Raw genomic sequence first — 11,443 nt, 5'->3', positions numbered from 1 at the left:
ATTGTTTTGTATTAGAAATTCCCCCGACCATACGGCTGGGGGAATTTTTTATACAAAAAAATAACCCACTTTTAATCAGTGAGTTATTATTGTTATGTGGAGTTGGAGGGACTATAAACCTTTAATCAGTCTAAATCAGGCTGATTTTTTTTATTCCTTATAAATAACACAAATGCCCTATTGATGAGGTTTTATAAATTGTTTCAATTTGATGAGGTGTTAAATGGATTAAAATAAATTAAATATTTGTGGACTAATTGCGGACTAACTGCGGACTAAGTTGTATATTTGTTATGTTCAAATCTTACAATTATGGCAACCGTTAAATTTATTCTGCAGTCTGCAAAAGACAACGCCCCTATTTATGCACGTTTTAAAGACGCTCGTATAATTGATGTTAAACGCAAAACCCGGGAAACCATAAACCCGGATCAGTGGAACCCAAAGACTGGGAAACCTAAAAACATTCAGTCTGCAGACAAAACCACCTTAAAACATATTGAGGACGTTAAAAAAAACCTCATCAAAATTGAATCTTTTATTTTGGAGCAGTACCGCAAACGGAATGAAACCGAAATAATTAACGGTATTTGGTTAGATGAGATTTTAACAGCCTATTATTCCGGTGGACGTCGTTTGGAGCAACTGGACTATTTAGATAACTATTTAGCCTATTACATTACCGACGTTTTACCATTCCGTAAAAACAGAGGGAAAAGGATAACCGACGCCACCACCAAAAAACAGATTACTGTAATTAATAAAATTAACGATTTTCTAAAATCACAAAACCAACGGTTAAAAGTATCTGACTGGGACGTATCAGTATCAAATAAATTTGAGATGTTTTTAGAGGGGCAGGGAATAGCCAAAGGAACAATAGGGCGTTATATCAAATATCCCAAAACCATTATAAACCACGCCAAAACCTTAAATATTGAAGTCAATAAAAATATTGATGAGATTAAAGGATATACCACGGAAACACCCACAATATTTATAACGGAAAAGGAACTGCAGGAAATACAGAAAATTACTTTTTTGGAACCTCAACTGCAGACCGCCAAAGACTGGTTAATTATTGGTTTTTATACCGGGCAAAGAGCGTCTGACTTACTTACAATGACGCCCAAAATGTTTACCAATATAGACGGGAATATATTTATTAATCTGCACCAACAAAAGACCAAAAACGGGGTTTTAATTCCTTTACATGATGAGGTTAAAAAGATAATTGATAAAAGAAACGGACAATTTCCCCCGGTATTTTCTGATAATATTGAGAGTGCAAAAACCATATTTAATAAACACCTACGGACAATAGCAAAAAAGGCAGAAATTAACCGTTTGGAATTTGGCAAAAAATATGATGACGAAACCAAAAGATTTATTTACGGGCAATATCCGTTACATGAAATAATTTCGTCGCACGTCTGCAGGCGGAGTTTTGCAACCCACAATTATATTAAAGTTCCCACCCCGATAATAATGGCAGTTACCGGACACAAAACGGAAAAGGAATTTCTTAATTATATTGGTAAGGATTTTAACGACCAATCAAAAGAAATACTGCAATACTGGAAAACAGCCCAACAGCAACCGGAGCCGGAAACCTCAACCCAAACCAAAACCGCAAATTAATTTTAAACCCTTACAGTTATGAACACGCCTAAACCAATTGATTTAAACGCTGAAACCCCAACACTTCCGGAAAATGTTAATTTTTTTAAAGTAATAACCTCCAAAATGCACAGTGGAAAGGCAGAGAGCATCTGTTTTAATGATGTTTTGTTTTGTAAAAAGTCAAAAATTGAAACACCCGGTTGTTTTGTCCTAACTAAAGACACAGGAAATAAATTAGGGATTATTCGGGATATTGACAAAGACGGGAATTTTGTTTTAGAAAGTAATCCCAAAGACAAACAGTTATTTCCTAATTATACCTATAATTTAGCAATGTTTGATGAGGTTTACTCCCTTAGTTCTTTATCTCGGGATAGACTGTTTTCTGTAGATCGAAATGAAAACGAAGACTGGGACAATTTCAATGAAGTAATAGAATGGCAACCGGAAACGATAGAAGACAGAATAACCTACAGGCATAATATTATAAAATATTTAGAAAATAATTAAGTTCAGCAACCGTTCAAACCTCGCAATTATGGAAATACCTATTTATGATAACCTTAAAAGTTTTTTAGAAAATTATGAAAATGATTTTTTTAATAATTATGCAAGTCAAAATATAACATACTTTAAGTATTTAACAGATTTGCACGATTTATATCATAATCACTATAAGAAATTAAAAAACAAACACGACCTTAATTATGACAATATTTTAAATATTGATTCCAACACTAAAACAGCATTAGCATTATTACAAAAAGAAACTGACGAATATGAAATTAAAAATCTTTCAGAGCAGATACTAAAGGGTAAATCATTTTTGAGTCAGCACGAAGCGTTATACTTTAAAACAGAACCGGAATTAAGGGAATTGACAGCAATTATTGAAAAAATAAAAACAGATGTTATTGTTCAAAAAGACAGGTTAAAAACCCCTTTTTATAACGGTCAGTTGCAAAGTCAGCCACCGGAAACCTCTGAAATTCCCGATAATGATTATTCCGGTAAAAACGAACTTAAACCGAAAGAGAAATTAATAGTACTGGACAAACTGGGAATTATTGATTTACTAATTAAAAAATTAGAATATTCAGATAATGCCACCCATTTAACCGAAATAATACAATCAATTACGGGAATAGATAACCAAAAAGGCACTTTAACGGGGTATTGTAATTATTTGATACGACCCGACCATGGTAACAAAAACAGTCCTTATTTCAGTGAAAACACAGTAAAAAAGGCAACCCAAATTTATAACACTTTTAGAATAAAGGATAAGACAGACTAAACAGTTTGTCTTTTTTATTTCAGTCGATTTAAAATAAGTATTACTTAACAATTACTTAGAAAATCTTTGTAGCGTTAAATTAAACACGCTACAAAATGGAAACAATTAATTTCGTCGGCATTACGCCCGATAATTTTCTAAACGAATTAGTAAGTAAAGTTAAAACTGCCTTATTAACTGATCTCGAAAAGTCTTTCAAAGACAATGAGCCGAACCGATACTATACTGCAGAGCAAATTTGCGAAAGGTTCAGCATTACCAAACCAACAATTCACGAATACCGGAAACGGAATATTATCAAAAGTTATAAACTGGGTTCCCGGGTTTATTACCGTTTAGATGAGATAGAGAACGCAATGATTATTAACGATTAATATTTATTGCGATGTTCTACCCTGACAATTATAAACTGGTTTACGGAATAGAAACCGTAAAAAAGACTTTCCGGCAATACCTTTTAAATTCTGCAGACATTCCCGGACTTTTGCCTGATCTGATCCGTACCGAAAAGAACAACGGTTTTAATTCTATTTCGGGAGCCGAAAACCTTTTAAGAATTCGGAACGCTACCAACTGGACTAAATGCACCTTAGCCGGGTTAAGACCAACGGGAACCCCTAATTTTTACTATTCAGATTTGCCCGTAAACGGTGTTAAATCTCTTATAGTGGTATTTGTACCCGATGACTGGGAAACGGTGGTTTTAAGGGTGTGCAAACAATTCTACCCAAAGGGAAACCCTGACTATAGAAACCGACTGATTAAACAGCTCATTAATAATTTTTAGAGCCAAAAAAAGGGATTGCAAAACTGCATTCCCTTAACGGTGTTCAAATCCTAACAACTGGTAAAACCATTGCTGTAACAAAGATAGATAAACAATGTTAGATTATATCAAATTTGAAATAAAAAATACTGATCTGATTAACAGAATTTGGAGCCATTCAGATTTGGTTTATAAGAGTGAACATAGTTTTGTAAACAAAAATACTGGTGAAATTAGAACGGTAGATAATAGACAGTTTGTAAATCTGATTTTGTCTAAACACCCAAATAAATTGGAGGTTTCCGGGAGTTTGCACAAACTTTTTAATAACGGTTTGCATAATGCTAACGATTTTACAGTTTCTGACTGCATTAGAACGCTCGAAAACCTTATTACCCGGTTCGGTTTGGTTCCTGATGACTGTTATATTAATAACCTCGAATTTGGAGTTAATTTTGAGACGCCAGGCAATGTTTCAGAGGTGGTGAAATGGTTAAGGTTTCACAATAAAAACCAATTTATAAAATATCCGGATTTGGCAGAATGTTATTTTGCAGGAACTTCTTATTTCGGAGTAAAGGCATATAACAAAACTTTAAATTTTCCTGACTATGCACAGCCTAATTTAATGAGATTTGAGGGCAAAACCCGACAAAGTAAATACTTGTTATCAAAAGGTATTAAAACCCTTTCAGATTTGCTAAAACCGACCACCTACAGCCTATTATCAAAAGTATTAATATCAGAATGGAATAACGTTTTAATCTTTGATAAACGGAGCAAAAAAGGGAAACGGTTTTGTAATACCGATTTTTGGTTAGAAATACTGGAAAATAACCACCGGAACACCTTTGTAAATACTAAAAAGAAATACTACAAAATATTAGGTGAAAAAGGACTGCAGAACCTCATCTATAAAAGGATTTCGGATAAATTAGATCAGTTAAAACTTTGTGCAGTTTCCACGATTTCAGCAACGGTAACACCGGAACACACCAAACCGCAAACCGCCCCAATTTCCACCAAAACCCTTGTGCAGTTTCCACCTATAGTAAAGATGGAATCTAACACACCCACCCACCGGGAAACCTTACGAGTTTGTGAAGTAACAAGTCTTAATATTTCGATGCAAAAACCTAACTCTAAATATTTGTGTTTCGCGGGTCTGAAATACTACAGTGAAACGGAGCCTGAAACATACCAAAGACTAAAGGAAAAATATTTGACCCCGAAAAAATGGAGTTTAGATTTACCCGATCAGTTTTATTACATAGCGCATAATGTACGGAATGAGTTTTTTAATGAAATACATAACCGGAAAAGATTTGAGCAAAGAAATTACCCAAAACACCAACTGCAATTTAGTTTCTGTTAAATAGAAATAAGATGATACAAAACGAAAAAACCGACGTAATCCGGGAAAGGTTACAAAGTATCTTAACTGATAATTTAGAGCAATTAACAAAGGATTTGCAGGAACTGGAACCCAAAGACCGCATAAAATGTTTACTGGAAATTTCCCGTTTTGTTTTACCTACCTTAAAAAGTATTGAGAGCAAAGAAAGTCTGACAGTAGAACAGCCGTTATTTGATATAACAACACTTTACAGGGGCAAAGATTAAAAAGTAATGTTCCCTAATAATTTAGGTTATTATTTCGGGAGCCGGGAAACTTTAGAACTTGAAAAAACTTGAAATTGATAAAATAATATAAAATCTAAAACATGATAAATTTAATTACAACCTCAGCGCCTGCAAACCCAAAGTACAGAGCAGAATACAAAAGTATTGACGGGGATTCAATTCGTTTGGATATTTGGGATAAAGATTACACCGGAGAAATTATTGAGATTCAGGGAAAGGCACGGCATGCATATTCCGAAAGGAAAGACATATTTCAACCGGTTGTACCCTCAACATTAGATATTTCCTTAGAGGCAAATGAGGATCTAACCCTTACTGATTTGTATTCAGAGAATGAAAGACAGTTTACCGTTAATTTTTACCGAAATAACCAAATAATCTTCCTGGGGTATTTGTTACCGGATGGCATTTGGGAGGATTTCGTGAGCAATAGATGGGAAATATCTTTAAATGCAATGGATGGTTTAAGTATCTTAAAAAACCTATCATTTGTAACTGATGAGGGGAATAAATACAAAGGGAAAATAACGCAATTTACAGCCCTCAGACAATGCCTAAAACGTATTGGATACGAATTGCCTATTAATATCAGTAATTCACTTCCAACGTATGAGGGATTTACGGGAATAGACACCGTTTTAAAGTCGGTTAAAATGAATGCCGATCGATTCTATCAGGATGACAACAGACGGGATTTAATGGACTGCGATGAGGTGTTAAAATCAATATTAGAACTTTATAACGCTACTATAATACAGATGCACGGGGAATGGTGGATATACCGTACTATTGATGTAAAAGGGGAAATGACTTTCTACAGATATGAAAACGGGGAAAAAACCGGGGATATAGTTTGGAATACTGAATTAAATATAGGCTCTCATATTGATCAGTACCCTATTTTCCATGTAAACGCAAATCAAAAAAAATCAATTATCCCGAGTAATCAGGCATTTAGAGTTCACTATAAGTACGGAACTGTTAGAAGTTTAATCGGAAATCCAGATATAAAAACTAACGGAGTATTAAGTGCTGATGGATTTTCAATATCAAGTCCAGAAGGTGCAGTTATAAATAATCCAAGTGGATCAGGATTAATAATAAATTCATTATTTACAGGTATTCAAGAAATTATAAGAGTAAATCCGTCGCCAACTGTTAAACTGAATGACTTATTAAATGTTTTAATAAACATAAGAAGCGGTGATAAGCCACTAACAGCTCATGTAAGATTAGAAACTGACAATTACTTTTTTAAATCTAATGAAGGTATTTGGAAGTCAAAAACAGCACCAGATGATGGATTTTATGGGTTTGTAGTTGTTGATTCTGTAAATATCAATGAAAATATTCAAATAAATATATCATTACCACCAATTTTAGAGGATTCTAACTTACTTGTTATTCTAAAAATTTATGGAGGTGCAGGAAATTTTACAAGTTCACCGACTGTTTATATAGATTCATTTGATATAGTTCCTAATGCAAACGGAAATTTAAAAGGTGAGTTCCACACCGCCCAAAGAATGACCCGTATTTCTTCAGTTACTAAAAACGATAAAGTAGTAAACAATGGGGATTCAATCTCTGATATTTATTACGGCACACTGTATAAAGAGAATGGAGAGCCTACCCAATTGTGGAGCCGACATGATGAGGTAACTGGTAAACCCTTATTGCGTATTATGGTAGAGGATATTTTAAGAATAGCGCCACGCCCGATGTACTATTTTGAGGGGGATTTATACGGTTATTACCCCTATTTGTCAAAGATTCAAATAAACAACATTCCGGGGGTGTTTCAGGTTGCTAAATACAGTTTTGATACCGTTAGGAATATTAATAAAAATACATTCATAGAATATGCCACAGAGTATTTAACAGAGGGAACAGATTTTACCTATGAACCAACTTTAGACCATGGAGCGGTTACAAAGGTTACAATTGTTAAGTAGAGTTTTTTTAACAACTACGCGCGCGCGAGGGGGCAACCTAACAAACCTCATCTTTCTAATCTATAGAACTGGGAACATGTTAGGAAATGTTAAGTATTTGAACCTTATAAAACCTGAGATTTTAAAAATATGGGACGCTGGGCAAACTATCCGACAACGGTAAACGATTTACGATGTATTGACATTTCGTTTTTATCAAAACACGAATATATCATACCAAACCAAAGTAAACTGGGGGCAATCATTTGGACTTCAGGAAACGGAACCAAAAATAGTATCAGTATTAGAACAGTAATAGGTGAAACCACCGGGGTTTTAACTGTAGATTACACTTTCAATAATACCGAAAAGATAAGATATGATATTCAACTGATAACGCGCCAGTCGAACTTGGGAACGGGTTTAATTTGGTTTTTTGTTTGCCCTTATACCGGTAAAGTCTGTAGGAAATTGCACCTAATAAAGGGGTATTTTAAACACCGTTCCGCCTTACCGGGGTTAATGTATCAAATTCAAATAGAATCTAAAAAATGGAGGGAATGGAACAGGATTTTCGCAAAGGATTTTAACGATAAACTTCATGCCGAATTATACAGTAAATATTTCAAACGGTATTATAACGGTAAGATGACAAAACGTTTTGCCCGTATCAGTAAGAAAATACAGGAAACGGAAAACAATTTTAATGCAGATGAGTATCTGAAATTATTTAAGAGTTATAAAAATTAACTGGGATCTGTTCCCGGTTTTTTTTGTGGAGTTTTCGGAAACCATAAAAGGGTAGAAAATGTTAAAATTTGAAGTTGCGGACTAACCGCGGACTAACAAAACAAAAACCGCCTTGAAAATCAGACGGTTATGTTTTAATTAGTGGAGTTGGAGGGATTCGAACCCTCGTCCAAACAAGCAACACATAAGACTTCTACATGCTTATTCTGCGTTTGATTTTCGACAGTAAACAGAGCACAGACACCCAATTTACTGCTTATCTTCTGAAGTTTTCGAGCTTTGGCCGAAGTATCCAAAACCTTATTTCCGCATTGCTATACCCCGGAATCAGACGTCGCGAAACAGAACTTCTGCGGGATATCTTACCTCCTTACTGTGCTTCGGGAGAGCGCTGAATCCTACTGTAATTCGGATTAAGCTGCAAGAGCAAACTCTTGGTCGCCAGTTAAAATTGTGTAGCAAGGGATTAAAGAGATCGCGCTACGGTTCTCTGCATGCTTACTTACCCATTGATCTTGCTGTCGAAACCAGTCAACCCCATGTTTTTGTAAGAGCACAAAGATAAGCAAAAATTATTCCTAATGGCAAACAAGTGGGGCGTGTCCTTCCGTCGGTCATTTTGCCGCGCCCGCTGGAGGCAGGCGCGGCATCATTTCCTCCTTCAGGCCGGGCTCTCCGCTTTATCTTTTTCTGTAGCGCCGGCGGAGCCGCCGCTACAGAAAAAGGATGCCTCTTCTATCCCTCACGCGGGAGCAGTGTTTCCCGATCACCCTGATTCCCAAAATCTTTAACGTTTACAGGAAGAGAAATTTCTAAAAAATTCATAAAAGCGTTAACGGAGGTTAAACTTTGAAAAGCGTAGTTAAAATAAAATTACTTTTAGTAAAAATTTTAAACCTTGAGAACAAAACTACTCCTGCTTTCCCTCCTTTTAACAGCCCTTTCTGCCTACTCTCAGGAATACATTTTCGGAAAAGTGCGTTCGGAATTTGGATCTGAACTGCCCAACGCGGTTATCATCAATACCCGGACGGACGAAAAGGTAAGTACCGATAAAGACGGTAATTATATGATTGGCGCAAAACCTTCAGACGAGCTCCGATTCGTAAAAAGCGGCTATGAAAGAGCCTCAACGAAGATTTCAATCGATAATTATTCCCAACCCCTTAATATTTCCCTCACGCAATCCGCTTATCTGATAGAAGAAGTTGAACTCGCCTTTCAGGCCACCGGTAATTTAAAGAAGGATGTAAAATCTCTGGATCCACCGAGAAAAGTTGTAGCGCTTAATTCTTCGATGGATTCTTATATGCGGACTTCTCCAACGGAACCCTCTCCTAAACTTTCCATTCCTTCTGCTTTTGCGCCGAAAGATTTCAATGCCGGACAGGTCGATGTAATAAAAGCGGTTTCTGCACTTGTAGGTCTTATAGGTAAAACGAGCAGTTCGCCAATCACCAAGGCAAATTATGCGGAAACGCAGGAGTTTTACAGAAGGGTAAAGAATGAAATCGATTTAAGTTTTTATACGTCGAGGGGCTGGACCGAAGAAGATCTTGACCGATTCCTGATTTATGCCGATAACAGTTATTCGCTTGCCAAAAAATACCGTAAAACTTTTAATATCGCTGCAATCAGTTCCGAGATGAAAATGGCCTATCAGGAATACATCAAGACGCATAAAGTTGGAACGTGATTTTATTAGATGAATTATAATTAATGAAGTTGCGTTTAATTTTTTCTTACCTTTAAAAATAAACCATTACCACCAATGAACAGAACTATTATTGCCATCGCCATTGCTGCCGCAGGTTTTATCATCGGTCTTGCATTTTTAGGAAGCGCGATCAAGAACCGCAACCAGTCGGAAAATACCATTTCTGTCACCGGTTTGGGAACCAAGAAATTCACTTCGGATCTTATTGCATGGAGCGGAAACTTTTCGCGCAACAGTTTTGAACTCAAAACCGCCTACGACGAACTGGCAAACGATAAAAAAGTAATTGAAAATTATCTGGCTTCCAAAGGGATCCCGAAAAACGAAATGGTGTTTTCTGCGGTAGACATCCAGAAACAGTTTAATTATGCTACTGATACTATGGGAAGAAGTCAGCAGACGTTTGCCGGTTATCAGCTTTCTCAGCGAGTTTCGATCGACAGTAAAGATGTTGCAAAAATTGAAAATCTTTCGCGAAACATCACCGAAATCATTAATCTTGGAATTGAATTTACATCATCTCCACCCAATTATTTCTATACCAAACTGGCCGATGTGAAACAGCAGATGATTGCCGACGCTACCAAGGACGCTAAAGAGCGCGCCGAAAAAATCGCTGAAAATGCAGGCTCAAAATTGGGTAATCTTAAGAAAGCAACGATGGGCGTGACCCAGATCACCGAACCCAATTCGACGGAAGAGTTCTCGTACGGCGGAACTTTCAACACTTCTTCAAAGGAAAAAGAAGCAAGTATTACGATAAAGCTGGAGTATCAGGTCGATTAGGTGGAGGTTAGCGCATGGCTTTTAGCCTATAGTTTCAGCGGATCATCTTTCCAACCACCTGTTTCTTTTTACTTTGTACCTTGGGTATGTGCTCAGCAGTACACGACGTCGTAAATTTCCTCCTTGATCCAGTCGGTTTTTTCCGGCTGCCAGTTGGCCAGAAGCCAAAGACTTAGTGAGTTTTTATCGGGTGCATAACATGGCTGAACGTAATTTTCATCAATCACCATAAATCCGTTTCTTTCATAAAAAGAAAGCCTTCTTGCGGCGGTTTCATCCTGATTTGCAGGTTCGGCTTCCAACACAATATGCGAGTAGTTTTTATAAAGATGACCAATGATTTCCGAGCCGTATTTCAAGCTGCGGAATTCTGAGAATATTTCGAAATGTTCGATGAACACAAAATTAGTGAGTTCCCAGGTAATGAGGTAACCGATGTTTTTTAAGTCTTCAAGTACGGAAAAAACTTTAACCCGCGGATGAGAAAAAAGCTGTCGGAACTGCTGTTCGCTCCGCCTTTCATCTTCAGGAAAAGTCTCACAATAGGACTTGTAAATTTCTTCAACGCGATAATCGTCGAAAGAGGTAATGTGTAAATATTCCATAAAAAATAAACGCTGTATCATTTATGCTCAATACAAGTTTCAAGCCGTTAAAAGATTACAATGATGCTGGTGCTGAAATATGTTTACAGATCGAAAACACTTGGCCGCCTGGTGATAAACATATCTTTAATCCACAGTGTAAAGGCGAGTCCGAGGTATATCAGAAAGAAAACACCTGCTGTTGCAAAAGTTGAGTAAATAAAGAATACGCGGAGTTTCGACACGGGGATCCCCAGTTTTGCGCCCATTCTTGTGAGGACGCCAAACCACTGCCTTTCCATGGTATGTCTGAAGTTTTTGAACATATCTGAATTTGGCAAT

General features: G+C 36.5%; 13 protein-coding genes and 1 other RNA gene. 11 read left to right on the top strand and 3 right to left on the bottom strand.

Annotation, left to right across the window (positions count from 1 at the left end):
* Window positions 1-312 precede the first annotated feature (312 nt).
* The 9 genes from KTV93_RS05630 (at window position 313) to KTV93_RS05590 (ending at window position 8,014) form a co-directional block, all read left to right on the top strand.
* Window positions 313-1,641: a tyrosine-type recombinase/integrase gene (locus KTV93_RS05630; RefSeq protein ID WP_218250322.1), complete on the top strand. Its 1,329-nt coding sequence runs from the start codon at window positions 313-315 to the stop codon at window positions 1,639-1,641.
* Between the two features lie 18 nt (window positions 1,642-1,659).
* Window positions 1,660-2,133, top strand: coding sequence for a hypothetical protein (locus tag KTV93_RS05625; RefSeq protein WP_218250321.1), 474 nt, complete (start codon window positions 1,660-1,662; stop codon window positions 2,131-2,133).
* A 28-nt stretch (window positions 2,134-2,161) separates the two neighbouring features.
* Window positions 2,162-2,920 carry a hypothetical protein gene (locus KTV93_RS05620; protein ID WP_218250320.1) on the top strand — a complete coding sequence of 253 codons (759 nt, stop codon included), beginning with the start codon at window positions 2,162-2,164 and terminating at the stop codon, window positions 2,918-2,920.
* A 95-nt stretch (window positions 2,921-3,015) separates the two neighbouring features.
* Complete coding sequence (locus KTV93_RS05615) at window positions 3,016-3,294, top strand: helix-turn-helix domain-containing protein (protein ID WP_218250319.1); 279 nt, start codon at window positions 3,016-3,018, stop codon at window positions 3,292-3,294.
* 11 nt (window positions 3,295-3,305) lie between these two features.
* Complete coding sequence (locus KTV93_RS05610; RefSeq protein ID WP_218250318.1) at window positions 3,306-3,707, top strand: hypothetical protein; 402 nt, start codon at window positions 3,306-3,308, stop codon at window positions 3,705-3,707.
* Between the two features lie 94 nt (window positions 3,708-3,801).
* The gene (locus KTV93_RS05605) at window positions 3,802-5,061 is read left to right on the top strand and encodes a hypothetical protein (RefSeq protein ID WP_218250317.1); all 1,260 of its coding nucleotides are present in this window, start codon (window positions 3,802-3,804) and stop codon (window positions 5,059-5,061) included.
* Between the two features lie 11 nt (window positions 5,062-5,072).
* Complete coding sequence (locus tag KTV93_RS05600; RefSeq protein WP_218250316.1) at window positions 5,073-5,309, top strand: hypothetical protein; 237 nt, start codon at window positions 5,073-5,075, stop codon at window positions 5,307-5,309.
* 101 nt (window positions 5,310-5,410) lie between these two features.
* Window positions 5,411-7,285: a hypothetical protein gene (locus KTV93_RS05595; protein ID WP_218250315.1), complete on the top strand. Its 1,875-nt coding sequence runs from the start codon at window positions 5,411-5,413 to the stop codon at window positions 7,283-7,285.
* A gap of 501 nt (window positions 7,286-7,786) precedes the next feature.
* A complete protein-coding gene (locus KTV93_RS05590; RefSeq protein WP_218250314.1) occupies window positions 7,787-8,014 on the top strand; it encodes a hypothetical protein in 228 nt (75 codons plus the stop codon).
* A 139-nt stretch (window positions 8,015-8,153) separates the two neighbouring features.
* Here the strand turns inward: KTV93_RS05590 and ssrA are convergent.
* Window positions 8,154-8,553, bottom strand: a transfer-messenger RNA (tmRNA) gene (gene ssrA / locus KTV93_RS05585).
* A 359-nt stretch (window positions 8,554-8,912) separates the two neighbouring features.
* On the opposite strand from ssrA, the gene KTV93_RS05580 reads away from it, so the two are divergent.
* Both KTV93_RS05580 and KTV93_RS05575 read left to right on the top strand, forming a co-directional pair.
* Entirely contained in the window at window positions 8,913-9,710 is a 798-nt protein-coding gene (locus tag KTV93_RS05580) for a carboxypeptidase-like regulatory domain-containing protein (RefSeq protein WP_218250313.1), read from the top strand.
* Between the two features lie 75 nt (window positions 9,711-9,785).
* The gene (locus tag KTV93_RS05575) at window positions 9,786-10,517 is read left to right on the top strand and encodes an SIMPL domain-containing protein (RefSeq protein WP_218250312.1); all 732 of its coding nucleotides are present in this window, start codon (window positions 9,786-9,788) and stop codon (window positions 10,515-10,517) included.
* Between the two features lie 92 nt (window positions 10,518-10,609).
* Here KTV93_RS05575 and KTV93_RS05570 read toward each other — a convergent pair whose 3' ends face one another.
* Both KTV93_RS05570 and KTV93_RS05565 read right to left on the bottom strand, forming a co-directional pair.
* Entirely contained in the window at window positions 10,610-11,122 is a 513-nt protein-coding gene (locus KTV93_RS05570; RefSeq protein ID WP_218250311.1) for a GNAT family N-acetyltransferase, read from the bottom strand.
* 83 nt (window positions 11,123-11,205) lie between these two features.
* Window positions 11,206-11,427 (bottom strand): PspC family transcriptional regulator, encoded by a 222-nt coding sequence (locus KTV93_RS05565; protein WP_218250310.1) that lies wholly within the window; start codon window positions 11,425-11,427, stop codon window positions 11,206-11,208.
* Window positions 11,428-11,443: the final 16 nt, after the last annotated feature.

It is taken from the genome of Kaistella faecalis (assembly GCF_019195395.1).
Classification (GTDB): Bacteria; Bacteroidota; Bacteroidia; order Flavobacteriales; family Weeksellaceae; genus Kaistella; species Kaistella faecalis.
Note: the sequence above shows the minus strand (reverse complement) of the source record. Positions and strands in the feature narration are given on the sequence as shown.

Excerpts from the sequence above, each read along its gene's own strand:
- KTV93_RS05630 (WP_218250322.1), top strand. The coding sequence starts at position 313 with ATGGCAACCGTTAAATTTATTCTGCAGTCTGCAAAAGACAACGCCCCT.
- KTV93_RS05625 (WP_218250321.1), top strand. The coding sequence starts at position 1,660 with ATGAACACGCCTAAACCAATTGATTTAAACGCTGAAACCCCAACACTT.
- KTV93_RS05620 (WP_218250320.1), top strand. The coding sequence starts at position 2,162 with ATGGAAATACCTATTTATGATAACCTTAAAAGTTTTTTAGAAAATTAT.
- KTV93_RS05615 (WP_218250319.1), top strand. The coding sequence starts at position 3,016 with ATGGAAACAATTAATTTCGTCGGCATTACGCCCGATAATTTTCTAAAC.
- KTV93_RS05610 (WP_218250318.1), top strand. The coding sequence starts at position 3,306 with ATGTTCTACCCTGACAATTATAAACTGGTTTACGGAATAGAAACCGTA.
- KTV93_RS05605 (WP_218250317.1), top strand. The coding sequence starts at position 3,802 with ATGTTAGATTATATCAAATTTGAAATAAAAAATACTGATCTGATTAAC.
- KTV93_RS05600 (WP_218250316.1), top strand. The coding sequence starts at position 5,073 with ATGATACAAAACGAAAAAACCGACGTAATCCGGGAAAGGTTACAAAGT.
- KTV93_RS05595 (WP_218250315.1), top strand. The coding sequence starts at position 5,411 with ATGATAAATTTAATTACAACCTCAGCGCCTGCAAACCCAAAGTACAGA.
- KTV93_RS05590 (WP_218250314.1), top strand. The coding sequence starts at position 7,787 with ATGTATCAAATTCAAATAGAATCTAAAAAATGGAGGGAATGGAACAGG.
- KTV93_RS05575 (WP_218250312.1), top strand. The coding sequence starts at position 9,786 with ATGAACAGAACTATTATTGCCATCGCCATTGCTGCCGCAGGTTTTATC.
- KTV93_RS05570 (WP_218250311.1), bottom strand. The coding sequence starts at position 11,122 with ATGGAATATTTACACATTACCTCTTTCGACGATTATCGCGTTGAAGAA.
- KTV93_RS05565 (WP_218250310.1), bottom strand. The coding sequence starts at position 11,427 with ATGTTCAAAAACTTCAGACATACCATGGAAAGGCAGTGGTTTGGCGTC.